The 14,419-nt window shown below is 69.6% G+C and carries 17 protein-coding genes; 4 read left to right on the forward strand and 13 right to left on the reverse strand.

The genetic code is table 11. The features are described from left to right. Nucleotides 1–39 precede the first annotated feature (39 nt). The 13 genes from EV671_RS22605 to EV671_RS22665 form a co-directional block, all read right to left on the reverse strand. Complete coding sequence (locus EV671_RS22605) at nt 40–711, reverse strand: DUF4382 domain-containing protein (protein WP_132576077.1); 672 nt, start codon at nt 709–711, stop codon at nt 40–42. A gap of 134 nt (nt 712–845) precedes the next feature. Then, the gene (gene paaZ, locus EV671_RS22610; RefSeq protein WP_132576079.1) at nt 846–2,888 is read right to left on the reverse strand and encodes a phenylacetic acid degradation bifunctional protein PaaZ; all 2,043 of its coding nucleotides are present in this window, start codon (nt 2,886–2,888) and stop codon (nt 846–848) included. Next, entirely contained in the window at nt 2,885–4,039 is a 1,155-nt protein-coding gene (locus tag EV671_RS22615) for an ABC transporter substrate-binding protein (RefSeq protein ID WP_132576081.1), read from the reverse strand. The genes paaZ and EV671_RS22615 overlap by 4 nt, the downstream gene beginning before the upstream one ends. A gap of 18 nt (nt 4,040–4,057) precedes the next feature. After that, entirely contained in the window at nt 4,058–4,675 is a 618-nt protein-coding gene (locus EV671_RS22620; protein WP_132576083.1) for a TetR/AcrR family transcriptional regulator, read from the reverse strand. Then, the gene (paaE, locus tag EV671_RS22625) at nt 4,675–5,736 is read right to left on the reverse strand and encodes a 1,2-phenylacetyl-CoA epoxidase subunit PaaE (protein WP_132576085.1); all 1,062 of its coding nucleotides are present in this window, start codon (nt 5,734–5,736) and stop codon (nt 4,675–4,677) included. Before paaE ends, EV671_RS22620 begins: the two co-directional genes overlap by 1 nt. Before the next feature lie 4 nt (nt 5,737–5,740). Beyond that, nucleotides 5,741–6,241 carry a 1,2-phenylacetyl-CoA epoxidase subunit PaaD gene (gene paaD, locus EV671_RS22630; protein WP_132576165.1) on the reverse strand — a complete coding sequence of 167 codons (501 nt, stop codon included), beginning with the start codon at nt 6,239–6,241 and terminating at the stop codon, nt 5,741–5,743. Beyond that, entirely contained in the window at nt 6,205–6,969 is a 765-nt protein-coding gene (gene paaC / locus EV671_RS22635) for a 1,2-phenylacetyl-CoA epoxidase subunit PaaC (RefSeq protein ID WP_132576087.1), read from the reverse strand. Before paaC ends, paaD begins: the two co-directional genes overlap by 37 nt. Then, nucleotides 6,969–7,262: a 1,2-phenylacetyl-CoA epoxidase subunit PaaB gene (gene paaB, locus EV671_RS22640; protein ID WP_132576089.1), complete on the reverse strand. Its 294-nt coding sequence runs from the start codon at nt 7,260–7,262 to the stop codon at nt 6,969–6,971. Before paaB ends, paaC begins: the two co-directional genes overlap by 1 nt. Nucleotides 7,263–7,273: 11 nt before the next feature. After that, nucleotides 7,274–8,278: a 1,2-phenylacetyl-CoA epoxidase subunit PaaA gene (gene paaA, locus EV671_RS22645; RefSeq protein WP_132576091.1), complete on the reverse strand. Its 1,005-nt coding sequence runs from the start codon at nt 8,276–8,278 to the stop codon at nt 7,274–7,276. 10 nt (nt 8,279–8,288) lie between these two features. Then, nucleotides 8,289–9,587: a phenylacetate--CoA ligase PaaK gene (gene paaK / locus EV671_RS22650; RefSeq protein WP_132576093.1), complete on the reverse strand. Its 1,299-nt coding sequence runs from the start codon at nt 9,585–9,587 to the stop codon at nt 8,289–8,291. Continuing rightward, on the reverse strand, nt 9,584–10,012 hold the full coding sequence (gene paaI / locus EV671_RS22655; RefSeq protein WP_132576095.1) for a hydroxyphenylacetyl-CoA thioesterase PaaI: 429 nt from the start codon (nt 10,010–10,012) through the stop codon (nt 9,584–9,586). Before paaI ends, paaK begins: the two co-directional genes overlap by 4 nt. Continuing rightward, nucleotides 10,012–10,815, reverse strand: coding sequence for an enoyl-CoA hydratase-related protein (locus EV671_RS22660; protein WP_132576097.1), 804 nt, complete (start codon nt 10,813–10,815; stop codon nt 10,012–10,014). The genes paaI and EV671_RS22660 overlap by 1 nt, the downstream gene beginning before the upstream one ends. 74 nt (nt 10,816–10,889) lie before the next feature. Then, entirely contained in the window at nt 10,890–11,834 is a 945-nt protein-coding gene (locus EV671_RS22665) for a carbohydrate kinase family protein (RefSeq protein WP_132576099.1), read from the reverse strand. A 73-nt stretch (nt 11,835–11,907) separates the two neighbouring features. Here EV671_RS22665 and moaA point away from each other — a divergent pair, with 73 nt between their 5' ends. From moaA to EV671_RS22685, 4 genes are read left to right on the forward strand one after another with little or no spacing between them, the layout of a single operon-like run. Then, the gene (moaA, locus tag EV671_RS22670; protein ID WP_132576101.1) at nt 11,908–13,029 is read left to right on the forward strand and encodes a GTP 3',8-cyclase MoaA; all 1,122 of its coding nucleotides are present in this window, start codon (nt 11,908–11,910) and stop codon (nt 13,027–13,029) included. A gap of 3 nt (nt 13,030–13,032) precedes the next feature. Beyond that, nucleotides 13,033–13,332: a hypothetical protein gene (locus tag EV671_RS22675; protein ID WP_132576103.1), complete on the forward strand. Its 300-nt coding sequence runs from the start codon at nt 13,033–13,035 to the stop codon at nt 13,330–13,332. Then, on the forward strand, nt 13,329–13,895 hold the full coding sequence (gene mobA, locus EV671_RS22680) for a molybdenum cofactor guanylyltransferase MobA (RefSeq protein ID WP_243655851.1): 567 nt from the start codon (nt 13,329–13,331) through the stop codon (nt 13,893–13,895). The genes EV671_RS22675 and mobA overlap by 4 nt, the downstream gene beginning before the upstream one ends. After that, the gene (locus EV671_RS22685) at nt 13,888–14,406 is read left to right on the forward strand and encodes a GNAT family N-acetyltransferase (protein WP_132576105.1); all 519 of its coding nucleotides are present in this window, start codon (nt 13,888–13,890) and stop codon (nt 14,404–14,406) included. The genes mobA and EV671_RS22685 overlap by 8 nt, the downstream gene beginning before the upstream one ends. Nucleotides 14,407–14,419: the final 13 nt, after the last annotated feature.

Below are 14,419 nucleotides of genomic sequence, written 5' to 3' on the forward strand. Positions count from 1 at the left end.
CGAGTCCCGTCCAATTCTTCGCGAGACAGCAGCCTTGACTCAACCTCGAATAGCTTGGGATCGCGAGCCGAAATCTACGCGGGACGTAACACCGGCGTCGCTGAGCATCGGGATCAGCGCCAGCACCGGCTTCATGATGACCTTGCCGGAGTTGCCGGCGGTCACAAAGGACTTGCAGGCATTGAAGTCGATCGCGAAGTCGGCCACCTTGTCGGCCGCGACCGTCATGTCGGCATTGAGCTTGATGCCGCTCTGCGCCCCGCTCGGCGTGTCGACGGCCTGCTCGACGCCGCCGGTGGGCACCACGGAGTTGGCCAGCGGGTTGGCCGTCGTGTTGGCCGACAGCACGAGGCGCAGCTGCTGGTAGGTGCCGGCGGGCAGCTGGGTCTGGCCCAGCGTCGTCAGCGCGCCGTTGGAAAGGGCCAGCAGGTCGATGCGCTGCGGCGTGGCGAGCGTGATGTCCGTCCAGCCCGAATCCGTATCCCCGGCCGAGGCGCTGCCGTTCACACGCACCTTCTCGACGGTCACGTAGACATGGTCGAAGCCGCAGGCCGGCGCGTCGGTGATCGAGACGCGCAGCGTGCCGGTGGTAGACGTGGGGCTGGCCATGGGCTGGCCGCCACCGCCGCCGCCTCCGCAAGCGGCCAGTGCAGCCGCGGCGATGACGGGCAGACCGAAACGGGTGACGGAACGGTGGAACAGGTATGACATGGAGGTCTCCTCAACGACTCTGAAGTCGATAGTCTGGGGGCCTCCGGGTCGGCGCCATGTCGGCGGCTGCACAGACCCGCTGTCGGAGCCGTCCGACAGGCTTGCAGCGGCCTGTCGGACGGGCGCGGCTCACTTCAGCCGGCAACGCGCTTGGCGACGAGGGTCAGGATCTCGTAGCTCGCGCAGAGCTCGCCGCGCTGGTTGGTCACGGCCACGTCCCAGCCGATGACGCCCTGGGCCGGCTGGTCGTCGCGCGGCGGGCGGTCGATCTTGCGCTTGGCCGTCAGGCGCGCCTGGATGGTGTCGCCGATGGCCACCGGCGTGACGAAGCGCAGGTTCTCCAGGCCGTAGTTGGCCAGCACCGGGCCGGGCGCCGGGCTGACGAACAGGCCCGCCGCGGCCGACAGCACGAAGTAGCCATGGGCGATGCGCTTGCCGAACGGCGATTCCTTGGCCGCGACCTCGTCGAAGTGCATGTAGAAATAGTCGCCCGACAGGCCGCCGAAGGCGACGATGTCGGCCTCGCCGACGGTGCGGCGGTGGGTCAGCAGGCTCATGCCGACCTCGACATCCTCGAAGTAGCGGCGGAAGGGATGGATCTCGCTTTCGGTGACCGCGCCGCCGCGCTGGTACTCGCCGGTGACGGCCGAGATCATCGTCGGCGAGCCCTGCACGGCGCAGCGCTGCAGATAGTGCTTGACCGCGCGCAGGCCGCCCAGTTCCTCGCCGCCGCCCGCGCGGCCGGGGCCGCCGTGCTTGAGCTTCGGGAGCGGCGAGCCATGGCCGGTGTTCTCCAGCGCCGCCTCGCGGTCCAGCACCAGCATGCGGCCATGCCAGGCGGCGAAGGTCGGCACGGCCTGGGCGGCCAGGGCCGGCGTCTTCGTGCAGACGGTACCGACGAGGCTGCCACGGCCGAGCGTCGCGAGGTGCAGGGCCTCCTCGAAGTCGCCATAGGGCAGCAGCGTCGTCACCGGGCCGAAGGCTTCGACGTGGTGGGCGTCGCTGGCGGCCGGGTCGCGCGCCAGCAGCAACGTGGGCGCGAAGAAGGCGCCGTCGCCAACGCCCTCGCCCCTGGGAGCGAAGCCGTCCTTGGCGGACAGCAGCACATCGCATTGCGCGGCCAGCTGGGCGACCCGCTCGCCCACATCGGCCTGCTGGGCCTTGCTGGCCAGCGCGCCCATGCGCACGCCCTCGACGGCGGGGTCGCCGACGACGATCTTGGACAGCCGCGCCTTCAGCGCCGTGCCGACCGCATCGACCAAATGGCGCGGCACCAGCGTGCGGCGGATGGCCGTGCACTTCTGGCCGGCCTTGGCCGTCATCTCGCGGGCCACTTCCTTGATGAAGAGGTCGAACTCCGGGTCCTCGGGCGTCACATCGGGCGCGAGGATGGCGCAGTTCAGGCTGTCGGCCTCGGCGTTGAAGGGGATGCTCTTCTTCAGCAGATTGGGGTGGGCCTTCAACATCAACGCCGTGTCGGCGCTGCCGGTGAAGGTGACGACGTCGGCCTCGTCCAGGCGTTCGAACAGGTCGCCCGTGCCGCCGATGATGAGCTGCAGCGCGCCGGCCGGCACCAGGCCCGAGTCGACGATCAGCTTCACGCAGGCCTCGGCGACATAGCTGGTGGCCGTGGCCGGCTTCACGAGGCAGGCCATGCCGGCCAGGAAGCTGGGCGCGAACTTCTCCAGCATGCCCCACATCGGGAAGTTGAAGGCGTTGATGTGCAGGGCCACGCCACGCTTGGGCACCAGCACATGGCTGCCGATGAAGTGGTTGTTGGCGCCCAGACGCATCGCCGGGCCCTCGTGCAGCACATTGCTGCTGGGCAGGTCCTTGCCGCCGATGGAGGCATAGGCGAACAGCGTGCCGATGCCGCCCTCGATGTCGATCCACGAATCGGCCCGGGTCGCGCCGGTGTGGGCGCTGATCGCGTACAGAGCTTCCTTGCGCTCCATCAGATAGGCGGCCAGCGCCTTCAGCACGCGGGCGCGGTCCTGGAAGTGGCTGCGCAGCAGGCCGGGCAGCGCCGTACCACGCGCATAGCTCATGGCCTCGGAGAAATCGAGGGCCTCCTCGTGCGTGTACGCGACGACGCGGCCGTTGATCGCGCTGGCCAGCGGCTTGGCCGCGCGCGCGCCGACCCAGCGGCCGGCGATATAGCTTTGGAGTGTGCTCACTTGATGAGTTTCCAGGTCCCGTTTTCGATCTTGACCATCACGCGGGCGCGCTGGTCCAGGCCCAGGTGGTCGGCCGCGGACATGTTGAACACGCCGTGCGCACCGGCCACGTTCTTCACGTTCTCCAGCGCGTCGCGCAGCGCCGCACGGAAGGCCGGCGTGCCCGGCTGAGCCTTCTTCAGCGCCTCCGGCGCGGCAGCGGCCAGCAGTTGGCCGGCATCCCAGGCATGGCCGCCGAAGGTGGACACGCTGCCCTTGCCGTTGGCCGCCTCGTACTTGGCGATGTAGTCCAGCGCGCTCTTCTTCACCGGATGGTCGGCGGGCAACTGGGCCGCGACGAGAACCGGGCCGGCCGGCAGCAGCGTGCCTTCGACATCCTTGCCGCCGACGCGCAGGAAGTCGTTGTTGGCGATGCCGTGGGTCTGGTAGATGCGGCCGGCGTAGCCGCGCTCCTTCAGCGCCTTCTGCGGCAGGGCCGCGGGCGTGCCCGAGCCGGCGATCAGGATGGCATCGGGCCGGGCCGCGACGAGCTTGAGCACCTGGCCGGTGACGGAGGTGTCCGTGCGGTTGTAGCGCTCGCTGGCGACGATGTTGAGGTGCTTGGTGGCGGCGATCTTGTTGAACTCGCCCCACCAGCCCTCGCCATAGGCATCGGCGAAGCCGATGAAGGCCGCGGTCTTCACGCCGTTGTCCACCATGTGCTGGACGATGGCCAGGGCCATCATGATGTCGTTCTGCGGCGTCTTGAAGACCCACTTCTTCTTCGCGTCGACGGGCTCGACGATGCGGGCCGAGGCCGCCATCGAGATCATCGGCGTGCCGGACTCCGAGACCGCGTCGATCATCGCCAGCGAGTTGGGCGTGACGGTGGAGCCGATGATGACGTCGACCTTGTTGTCGGTGATGAGCTTGCGCGTGTTGGCGACGGCGGTCGTCGTGTCGGAGGCGTCGTCCAGCACGATGTAGTTCACCTTCTGGCCGGCGAGTGTCGTGGGCATCAGCGCGACGGTGTTCTTCTCCGGGATGCCGAGCGAGGCGGCCGGGCCGGTGGCCGACAGCGTCACGCCGACGTTGATGTCGGCAAAGGCGGGCACGGCGGCCAGGCTCAGCGTGGCGGCCAGGGCCAGGGCGAGTTGCTTGAATTGCTTCATGGGGGTGTCTCCTCGGGGTTATTGGACAAGGGCGGGCCGTGACGCATGGACCGCGCCGAGGCCGCCGAAGAACAGGTCGCTGACCAGGGCCGCGAGCGCCTCGTGCGACAACTCGCCGTCGGGACGCAGCCAGGTGAAGGTCCAGTTGATCATGCCAAAAAGCAGCATGGTCAGCGGCTTGTGCAGGCGCGCGTCGCGCAGTTCGGGCCGCACGAGGCACAGGGCCGCCGCGAATTCGCCGACGACGCGGCGCTCCACGTCCAGCAGGCGCTCGCGCTCGGCATCGGCGAGGAACTTGATCTCGCTGGTCAGCACGCGGTGCTGGGCCTGGGCGTCGGCATAGGCGCGCGTGAAGCGCTCGATCATGGCGCGCAGCTGGGCGTCGGGCGGCAGTTGCTGGGCCTTGACCTCCCCCACCAGCGCCAGCAGGGCATGCACATGGCTGTCGCAGATCTGGGCCAGCAGCTCCTGCTTGTCCTGGAAGTAGTGATAGAGCGTGGGCTTGGCCACGCCACAGGCCTCGGCGACCTGGTTCATCGACGTGGCGCTGAAGCCCTGGTCGGCGAACAGCCGGGCGGCGGCGGCGAGGATGTCCTCGCGTTGGGCTTCGAAGCCGGGGGCGCGTTTACGAGCCATCAACGCTCATCAAAGGAAATCACGACACGCTCCGTCAACGGATGTGCCTGGCAGCTCAGGATGAAGCCGGCGGCGACCTCGGCCTTGTCGAGCGCGAAGTTCTTGTCCATGCGCACCTCGCCCTCGACGAGCTTGCAGCGGCAGGTGGAGCAGACGCCGCTCTTGCAGGAGAAGGGCACGTCCATGCCCTCGCGCGCGGCGGCGTCGAGCAGGCTGGGGTCGCTCGTGTGGAATTCGATCTCGCGCGAGATGCCGTCGCGGATGACGGTCACGCGAGCTTCGGGCGCATCGCCCGGCTTGACCTCGTGCGGCACCGGCTTGCCGGCCAGGGTCTCGGGCGTGCCGAAACGCTCGATGTGGATGCGCTCCACCGGCACCCCCGCGCCCAGCAGCGCGGCCTCGGCCTGGTCGTTCATTTCGAAGGGGCCGCAGACGAAGGCCTCGTCCACGCCCGCCGCCGGCACCGGGCCGGCCAGGAAGGCGCTGAGCTTGCCGGCGTCCAGGCGCCCGCCGTACAGCGGCGCGTCCACCGCCTCGCGGCTGAAGATCAGGTGCAGGGACAGCCGCGTCATGAAGCGGTTCTTCAGGTCTTCGAGTTCTTCCTTGAACATCGTCGACGCGGTGCGGCGGTTGGCGTAGATCAGCGTCGCACGCGCGCCCGGCTCGCGCTCCAGCAGCGCCGTCAGCAAGCTGAGGATGGGCGTGATGCCCGAGCCGCCGGCGATGAAGAGCACATGCCGCGCTGCGGCCCGGGCCGCCGGCATGACGAAGCGGCCCTGCGGCGGGTAGGACTCGACGACGTCGCCGGCCTTCAGCTGCTCGTGCACCCAGCCCGAGAAGGCGCCGCCATCGACGCGGCGGATGCCGACCTTGAGGGCGCGATCAGAGCAAATGGAGTAGCTGCGGCGCAGCTCCTGTCCGCCGACGCTGGCGCGCAGTGTCAGATACTGGCCGGGCTCGAAGGCGAAGCCCTCGGCCGGTGCCTCGAAGCCGACGACCATCGCGTCGTCGGTGTCGCGCTCGACGGAGCTCACGCGCAGGGGGTGGAAGTGGAGTGCCATCGCTTTAGATCGGCTTGAAGTATTCGAAGGGTTCGCCGCATTCGATGCAGCGCCAGGTGGACTTGCAGGCCGTGGAGCCGAAGCGCGACAACTGCTCGGTCTTGGTGCCATCGCAGCGCGGGCAGCGCAGCCTGGGCACCACACGGATGGCCTGCTCGGCGCTGCACTGCGGCGGCACGATACCGTAGCGCTGCAGCTTGTCGCGGCCCTCGGGCGTGATCCAGTCGGTGCTCCAGGCCGGCACGCGCTGCATCGTGACGGTCACCGCGCCGAACTCGCTGAGCGCCGCGCGCACGTCGTCGGCAATCAGCTCGGTGGCCGGGCAGCCGCTGTAGGTCGGCGTCAGCACGACCTCCAGGCCCGCATCGGTCTCGCGCAGCTCGCGCACGATGCCCAGCTCCACCAGGCTGATCGCCGGGATCTCGGGGTCGGGCACGGCGGCGAGGCGCTCGCGGGCGGCTTCGAGGTTCACCACGCGCCCCCGGGGTAGGCGCGCTGCAGGTATTGCATAGTCGCCAGCAGATGGCCCAGATGCTCGCTGTGGATGCCGAGGTGGCCCTGGGGCTGCATCGCGCTGTCGCGCGGCAGGTTCAGGCCGGCCTCCTGCATCAGCGTGGCCCAGCGGGCGCGCCAGTCGGGCTCCAGCTCCCGCCACGCGGGGCCGACGCCGTCGACACCTTCGGCCGCGAACAGCTCGTTGAGATAGGGCCACAACAGGTTCAGCGCAGCCTGCATGCGGGCCTTGGACTCGCCCGTACCGTCGCCCAGGCGCACGACCCAATCGCTGCTGTGCTGGCGGTGGTAGCGCACTTCCTTCAGCGACTTGGCAGCAATGCCGGCCAGTTCGGCGTCGGCGCTGGCCTGCAGGCGCTCGTAGAGCAACTCCAGCCAGACGGACAGCGCGGCATTGCGCAGCGTGGTCAGCGCGAAGTCGCGGCCGCCGCTGCCGTCGCTGGGGCTGGCCGCGGCATTGGGCAGCTCGACCAGCACGAGGTTGCGGTAGTCGCGCTCCTCGCGCAGGAAGGCGAGCTGGTCTTCATCCCGGCCGGCGCCTTCCAGCTGCCCCGCATGGGTCAGCAGCGCACGCGCCTGGCCCAGCAGGTCCAGGGCCATATTGGACAGGGCGAGGTCTTCCTCCAGCACCGGCGCGTGGCCGCACCACTCGCCCAGGCGCTGGGCGTGGATCAGGCAGGTGTCCGCGAGCTGCAGGACGTAGTTGAGCTTGGCGTCCATCACATGTGGTTGAGCTGCTCGGGCAGCTCATAGAAGGTGGGGTGGCGGTAGATCTTGTCATCGGCCGGCTCGAACAGGCTGCCCTTCTCGACCGGATCGCTGGCGACGATCTGCTCGGAGCGCACGACCCAGATGCTGGTGCCCTCCTGGCGGCGCGTGTAGACGTCGCGCGCCATCTGGATGGCCATGGCCGGGTCGGCGGCGTGCAGGCTGCCGCAGTGCTTGTGGTCCAGGCCCGCCTTGCTGCGGACGAAGACTTCCCACAGTGGCCATTCGTTTTGCGTGTTGCTCATGTCGTGATCCTTCAAGCTGCTTCGGCCTTGGTGGCCTGCTTCTTCGCATGGGCCAGCGCGGCTTCGCGCACCCAGGCACCTTCGTCCCAGGCCTTGTTGCGCGCGGCCAGACGCTCGCGGTTGCAGGGGCCTTCGCCGCCCACCACGCGCCAGAACTCGCTCCAGTCGATGGGGCCGAAGTCGTGGCTGTCACGGCCGGCATTCCACTTCAGCTCCACGTCGGGCAGGGTCACGCCGAGGATCTCGGCCTGGGGCACGGTCGCATCGACGAACTTCTGGCGCAGCTGGTCGTTGGTGACGCGCTTGATGCCCCAGCGGATGCTCTGCTCGGAGTTGGGCGAGTCCTTGTCGGCCGGGCCGAACATCATCAGCGACGGCCACCACCAGCGGTTCACCGCGTCCTGCACCATGGCCTTCTGCTCGGCCGTGCCCTTTTGCATCATCACCAGCAGGCTCTCGTAGCCCTGGCGCTGGTGGAAGCTCTCCTCGCGGCAGACGCGGATCATGGCCCGCGCATAGGGCGCGTAGGAGCAGCGGCACAGCGGCACCTGGTTCATGATGGCCGCGCCGTCCACCAGCCAGCCGATGACGCCGATGTCGGCCCAGCTCAGCGTGGGGTAATTGAAGATGGAGCTGTACTTGGCCTTGCCGGACAGCAGCGCCGCGGTCATCTCGTCACGGCTGGTGCCCAGGGTCTCGGCGGCGGCGTAGAGGTAGAGGCCGTGGCCGCCTTCGTCCTGCACCTTGGCGAGCAGGATGGCCTTGCGCTTGAGCGTCGGCGCGCGCGTGATCCAGTTGCCCTCGGGCAGCATGCCGACGATCTCGCTGTGCGCATGCTGGCTGATCTGGCGCACCAGCGTCTTGCGGTAGTGCTCGGGCATCCAGTCCTTGGCCTCGATGAAGTCGCCGGCGTCGATGCGCGCCTCGAAGGCTTCCTCGCGGGCCAGCTCCTCGGCGCTCTTGACGACCTTGGGCTTGGCTTCCCGGGCCATCAAATCCATGGCTTGGGTATACATGCTGGGCTCCTTACTTCCTGCGTTGATCGACGACGCGGCGGGCCTTGCCGACCAGCGTGCGCTCGATGGAGTTGTTCGGTTCGACCCGGATGGTGGCGGTCACGCCGATCAGGTTCTTGATGCGCTCGCCCAGCCGCCGGCCGATGCCATCGTCGACGGCATCCACGGCCAGCTCGCAGCGGACCATCAGCTCGTCCAGCAGGCCGTCACGCGTGACGACGAGCTGGTACTGGCCGCCCAGGCCCTGCTCCTGCAGCACCAGCTCCTCGACCTGGGTCGGGAACAGGTTGACGCCACGGATGATGAGCATGTCGTCGCTGCGGCCGACGATCTTGCCCATGCGGCGCATGCTGCGCGACGTGGGCGGCAGCAGGCGCGTCAGGTCGCGCGTGCGGTAGCGAATGACGGGCATGGCCTCCTTGGTGAGCGACGTGAAGACCAGCTCGCCCTCGCTGCCGTCGGGCACCACCTCGCCGGTCTCGGGGTCGATGATCTCGGGGTAGAAATGGTCTTCCCAGATGGCCGGGCCGTCCTTGCTCTCGATGCACTCGCTGGCCACGCCCGGGCCCATCACTTCCGACAGGCCGTAGATGTCCACCGCATCGATGCCGGCCCCTAGCTCGATCTCCTTGCGCATCGCCTCGGTCCAGGGCTCGGCGCCGAAGATGCCGATCTTCAGCGAGGACTCGCGCGCGTCCAGCCCCTGGCGGGCGAACTCCTCGATCAGCACCTGCATATAGCTGGGCGTGACCATGATGATGTCGGGCTTGAAGTCGGTGATCAGCTGCACCTGCTTCTCGGTCTGGCCGCCGCTCATCGGGATGACGGTGCAGCCCAGGCGCTCGGCGCCGTAGTGCGCGCCCAGGCCGCCGGTGAACAGGCCGTAGCCATAGGCAATGTGTACCAGGTCGCCCGCCCGGCCGCCGCCGGCGCGGATGGAGCGCGCGACAAGATTGGCCCAGTTGTCGATGTCCTTCAGCGTGTAGCCGACGACGGTGGGCTTGCCCGTGGTGCCGGAGGACGCGTGGATGCGCGCCATCTTCTCGCGCGGCACCGCGAACATGCCGAAGGGGTAGTTGGCGCGCAGGTCCTGCTTGGTCGTGAACGGGAACTTCGCCAGGTCGGCCAGCGTCTTCAGGTCCGACGGGTGCACGCCGGCCGCATCGAACTTGGCCTTGTAGTGCGCGACGTTGTCATAGGCGTGCTGCAGGCTCCAGCGCAGGCGCTCCAGCTGCAGGGCCTGCAGTTCATCGCGGCTGGCGGTCTCGATGGGCTCGAGGTCGCCGGGTTGTGGTTGTCTGACGGTCATGCTTCGAATACCTTTCGTTCGCCGAGGCGGTAGGAGCGGCCGCGGAACATCGCGATCAGCTCGCCGCCCTGGTTCTTCACCGTGATGTCGTAGAGCCCGGTGCGGCCGGCCAGCGAGGTCTCTTCGGCCGTCGCGGTCAGCACGTCGCCGAGCTTCGCGCTCTTCAGGATGTCGATGCCGAAGCCCGAGGCCACGGTCAGCGCGTTGCGGCTGTTGCAGGCGAAGGCGAAGGCCGAGTCCGCCAGCGTCGCGATCAGGCCGCCGTGGCAGATCGCGAAGCCGTTCAGCATGTCGGCCCGCACCGTCATCGTCAGCACCGCGCGGCCGGGCGCGATCTCGGCGACGCGCATGCCGAGCATCTGGCTGGCGGCGTCGTCCGCGAACATCGCGTCGCGGACCTTGTCGGCAATGGCTTGAGGCTCCATCACCGATCCTTGAATTCGGGTGGACGCTTGTCCATGAAGGCGGCCACGCCCTCCAGGAAGTCGTAGGCAAAGCCGAGCTGGCTCTGCAATGCGGCTTCGCGCTTGAGGGCCGGCTCGAACTCCAGCTTCAGCGCATCGTCCAGCGCACGGCGCGTCTCGGCCAGCGCGCGGGTGGGCATGCCGGCGAGCTTCTGTGCCAACGCCATCGCGGTGACCTGCAGTTCGGCATCGGGCACCACGCGGCTGATCATGCCCAACGCCGCCGCGTCCGCCGCCTTGAGCTTGTCGCCCAGCAGCGCCAGCTCCAGCGCCTTGGCGCGGCCCACCAGGCGCGGCAGCAGCCAGGTGCCACCGCAGTCCGGGATCAGGCCGATCTTGGAGAAGGCCTGGATGAAGCTCGCGCCCTCGCCCGCCACCACCAGGTCGCAGCCGAGCGCGATGTTGGCGCCCGCGCCGGCCGCGACGCCGTTGACGGCGGCCACCACCGGCACCGGCATGCTGCGCAGGCGCAGCGCCAGCGGCACGTAGTAGTGGTCCAGCATGTGGCCGATGTCCTTGGGTGCCACGCCAGGCTCGCGGCTGGGCGCCACATGGGGGTCGGCCAGGTCCTGGCCGGCGCTGAAGGCGCGGCCCGCGCCGGTGATCAGCACCGCGCGCGTCGCGCCATCCTCGGCCGCCGCCTCCAGCGCCTGGCGCAGCTGGCCCAGCAGGGCCGCGGTGAGCGCATTCAGCGCCTCGGGGCGGTTCAGGCGCAGCAGGCACACGGCGCCGTGCTGCTCGATCTGGATCAATTGCTCGGACATGAAATTCCTCTACCGACCGGTCGGTTAATCGTAAGAGACCCCTTGATCTGGATCAAGTAGGGAACGGGAAAACCCTAGTCGCCGAGGATTTCGACGGCGTCGGCCAGCGCCGCCACCTGTTTCGGTCGCGGCGGCGCGAAGCCCGCCGCCGTGCAGGCCGCCGCGCCTGCGGCCAGCGCCCAGCGCAGATGCTGCTCGGCCGACGCCGCGGCATTGCGCATCAGGCTGTCCAGCAGGCCGGCCAGCGCCGAATCGCCGGCACCCACCGTGTCGACCACGTCGACGCGCGGCGGCCGCGCGCTGCACTCCTCGACGCCGTGGAAGAGCGTCGCTCCGGCTTCGCCGCGCGTGAGCAGCAGCCAGGCGCCGGGGTTCCAGGCCGCGATCTGGGCCAGGCCCGAACGGTGGTCGGGCAGCCGGAACAGGCCGCGCAGATCCTCGTCCGACACCTTGATGACATCGGCCAGCCGGCACATCTGCTCCAGCGTGTCGTCGTAGCTGGCGTCCATCGGCGGCGCGCGGAAACTGGGGGCGTAGCTGATCAGCCGCCCTTCGGCCTTCAAAGCCTCGGCCAGTGACAGCAGCCGCCCGGCCAACGGCTCGCGCACCAGACCCAGGCTGCCGAAGTGCGCCCAGCGCAGCGAGCGCGTCCAGCCCAGCGGCAGACCCTCGGGGCGAAAATGCAGGTCGGCGCTGTCCTGGCCGATGAAGAAATAGTGCAGCGGGTCCAGCTCGTGCACGACGGCCAGCAGCGGCGGCCGCGCCAGCTGCTGGATGAAGCGCATGTCCAGGTTGGCCTCCTGGCTGGCGCGCCAGATCTCCTTGCCGAAGACATCGCGGCTGATCGCACCTCCGAAGGCGCTCAGCTGGCCCAGCGTCGACATCGCCACCGCCACACTCCACGGCGAACCGCCGCAGGCACTGCGCCAACTGTCCGGCCCGGTGCGGATCAGGTCCGTCAGGGCCTCGCCGAAGGCAATAAAGTGCGGCAGGTCGGGGTGAAGGATCGGAGGAGCCATCCGGGCCGATTCAAGCGCGCCGGGGCAGCCACTGCAAGCCCCCCGGTCATTCGGCGGCTGACACAATGCCGCCATGCCCGCCCGCGTGATCCCCCTGCACGACGCCCGCCCGCTGCGCGTGGCGTCGCCGCCCGCGGCCGCACAGTCCGGCCCGCCAGGACTCCCGCTGGCCGATGCGCTAGGCCGGCCGCTGCACGACCTGCGCATCTCGGTGACCGACCGCTGCAATTTCCGCTGCGGCTACTGCATGCCCAAGCAGGTCTTCGACAAGCACCACGAATTCCTGCCCCATGCCGACCTCCTCAGCTTTGAGGAGATCACGCGGCTGGCCCGCGTCTTCACGCAGTTGGGCGTCGCAAAACTGCGCATCACCGGCGGCGAGCCGTTGCTGCGCCGCCACCTCGAGACGCTGATCGGGATGCTGGCCGCGCTGCGCACGCCCGACGGCCGCGAGCTCGACCTGACGCTGACCACCAACGGCTCGCTGCTGACCCGCAAGGCCGGCGCGCTCAAAGCTGCCGGCCTGAAGCGCCTGACGGTCAGCCTGGACGGGCTGGACGACGCCGTCTTCCAGCGCATGAACGACGTCGGCTTTCCGGTCGCCGACGTGCTGGACGGCATCCACGCCGCGCAGGCCGCAGGCCTCGGGCCGATCAAGGTCAACATGGTCGTGCAGCGCGGCGTCAACGACGGCGAGATCCTGGCCATGGCGCGCCACTTCAGGCACAGCGGCGTCGTGCTGCGCTTCATCGAATACATGGACGTCGGCGCCACCAACGGCTGGCGCATGGACCAGGTGCTGCCGAGCGCCGAGGTGCAGCGCCGCATCGCCGCCGAATGGCCGCTGGCGCCGCTGTCGCACAGCGCGCCGGGCGAGACCGCCGAGCGCTGGGCCTATGCTGACGGCGGCGGCGAGGTCGGCTTCATCTCGTCGGTGACCCAGGCCTTCTGCGGCGACTGCAACCGCGCGCGCCTGTCCACCGAGGGGCGGCTCTACACCTGCCTGTTCGCCCATCGCGGCCACGACTTGCGCGGCCTGCTGCGCGGCGCCGAGCCGGTGGACGACGGCCAACTGGCGTCCGCCATCGCCGGCGTCTGGCAGGGACGCAGCGATCGCTACTCGCAGCTGCGCGGCCAGGGCGCCGCGACGCCCGAGGGCGAGCGGCGCGTCGAGATGCACTACATCGGCGGCTGAGGCATGGCGCGCCCGAGCTGGTTCACGCCGCAGCTGCGCCGCCGCGCGGCCTGGGCCGTGGCGGCCAGCCTGGGCCTGCCCTGGCTGGCCGGCGACTTCGCCAAGGGCTTCTACACGCCCGGCCTCGCGCCCGCCCCCGAGCACAGCCGCATGCTGATCGACTTCATCGTCATCGGCACCATGCTGTTCGCGCTGACCATGGTCGTCACCTGGCTGATCGGCTGCTGGGTGATGGCCGTGATGAAGGGCCCGCGCATCGACGGCGACGCCTTCCCCGGCGCCATGGGCGAGCCGCCGAAGTGAGCCGCAACACGTTGCACGGGCTCGTTCTGGCCGGCGGCCGCGGCATGCGCATGGGCGGCCTGGACAAGGGCCTGCAGCTGCTGCAGGGCCGCCCGCTGGCCGTCCACGTCATCGCAGGCCTCGCGCCCCAGGTCGGTCGCGTGCTGGTGAGCGCCAACCGCAACCTGGAGGCCTATGCCGCCCTCGGCCACGCGGTGCTGGCCGACCCGCCCGGCTTCGAATTCGCCGGGCCGCTGGCCGGTATGCTGGCCGGGCTCGAGGCCATCCCGGCCGACGCCTGGCTGCTGACCGCCCCCTGCGACTGCCCCCGCCTGCCGCCCGACCTGGCCGAGCGCCTGCTCGCCGCCGCCCGCCCCCACGGCCTCGCGTTCGCCCGGGCCGCACGCGAGCACCCCACCCACGCGCTGCTGCAGGCCCGGCTGCGCGAACCGCTCAGGGCCCATCTGGCCACCGGCGGTCGGGCCGTGCTGCGCTGGATGCTCGGCCAGCCCCACGGCGTTGCACACTTCGACGACGAAGCCGCCTTTGCTAACCTCAACCACCTCGACGACCTGCATGGCTGAACTCAGCATCCGCCCCATGCTCGAGCCCGACCTGCTCGCCTACAAGGCGCTGCGCGACTCGATGCTGGCCGCCCATCCCGAAGCCTTCACTTCCGACGCCGAGACCGAGAGCCAGCGCGACCTCGCCAGCTACCGCAGCCGGCTCACAAGCAACACGACGCTTTTCACCCTCGTCGCGCTGGACGGCGGCCGCCTCATCGGCGCGCTGACCTGCGAGCGCGAGCCGCGCCGCAAAGTGCAGCACATCGCCCACCTCGTCGGCATGATGGTGGGCGACAGCCACCGCGGCCGAGGCATCGGCCGCGCTCTGCTCGCCGACACGCTCGAGCGGCTGCACGCCACGCCGGGCCTGGCCCAGGTCACCCTCAGCGTGACGGCCACCAACCAGACCGCCGTCGGCCTCTACGAGAGCCAGGGCTTCGAGCGTTACGGCCGCCTGCCGGACGCGATACGCCTGCCTGACGGGCGGAGGTTGGACAAGCTGCTGATGCTGAGGCGACTGCAGGATTGAGACCGAAATGGCC

It is taken from the genome of Roseateles saccharophilus, from assembly GCF_004342485.1.
Lineage (GTDB): Bacteria > Pseudomonadota > Gammaproteobacteria > Burkholderiales > Burkholderiaceae_C > Pelomonas > Pelomonas saccharophila.

Bases quoted from the DNA above. Each gene is read 5' to 3' on its own strand.
- EV671_RS22605 (WP_132576077.1), bottom strand. From the start codon at position 711: ATGTCATACCTGTTCCACCGTTCCGTCACCCGTTTCGGTCTGCCCGTC.
- EV671_RS22615 (WP_132576081.1), bottom strand. From the start codon at position 4,039: ATGAAGCAATTCAAGCAACTCGCCCTGGCCCTGGCCGCCACGCTGAGC.
- EV671_RS22620 (WP_132576083.1), bottom strand. From the start codon at position 4,675: ATGGCTCGTAAACGCGCCCCCGGCTTCGAAGCCCAACGCGAGGACATC.
- paaE (WP_132576085.1), bottom strand. From the start codon at position 5,736: ATGGCACTCCACTTCCACCCCCTGCGCGTGAGCTCCGTCGAGCGCGAC.
- paaC (WP_132576087.1), bottom strand. From the start codon at position 6,969: ATGGACGCCAAGCTCAACTACGTCCTGCAGCTCGCGGACACCTGCCTG.
- paaB (WP_132576089.1), bottom strand. From the start codon at position 7,262: ATGAGCAACACGCAAAACGAATGGCCACTGTGGGAAGTCTTCGTCCGC.
- paaA (WP_132576091.1), bottom strand. From the start codon at position 8,278: ATGTATACCCAAGCCATGGATTTGATGGCCCGGGAAGCCAAGCCCAAG.
- paaK (WP_132576093.1), bottom strand. From the start codon at position 9,587: ATGACCGTCAGACAACCACAACCCGGCGACCTCGAGCCCATCGAGACC.
- paaI (WP_132576095.1), bottom strand. From the start codon at position 10,012: ATGGAGCCTCAAGCCATTGCCGACAAGGTCCGCGACGCGATGTTCGCG.
- EV671_RS22660 (WP_132576097.1), bottom strand. From the start codon at position 10,815: ATGTCCGAGCAATTGATCCAGATCGAGCAGCACGGCGCCGTGTGCCTG.
- EV671_RS22665 (WP_132576099.1), bottom strand. From the start codon at position 11,834: ATGGCTCCTCCGATCCTTCACCCCGACCTGCCGCACTTTATTGCCTTC.
- moaA (WP_132576101.1), top strand. From the start codon at position 11,908: ATGCCCGCCCGCGTGATCCCCCTGCACGACGCCCGCCCGCTGCGCGTG.
- EV671_RS22675 (WP_132576103.1), top strand. From the start codon at position 13,033: ATGGCGCGCCCGAGCTGGTTCACGCCGCAGCTGCGCCGCCGCGCGGCC.
- EV671_RS22685 (WP_132576105.1), top strand. From the start codon at position 13,888: ATGGCTGAACTCAGCATCCGCCCCATGCTCGAGCCCGACCTGCTCGCC.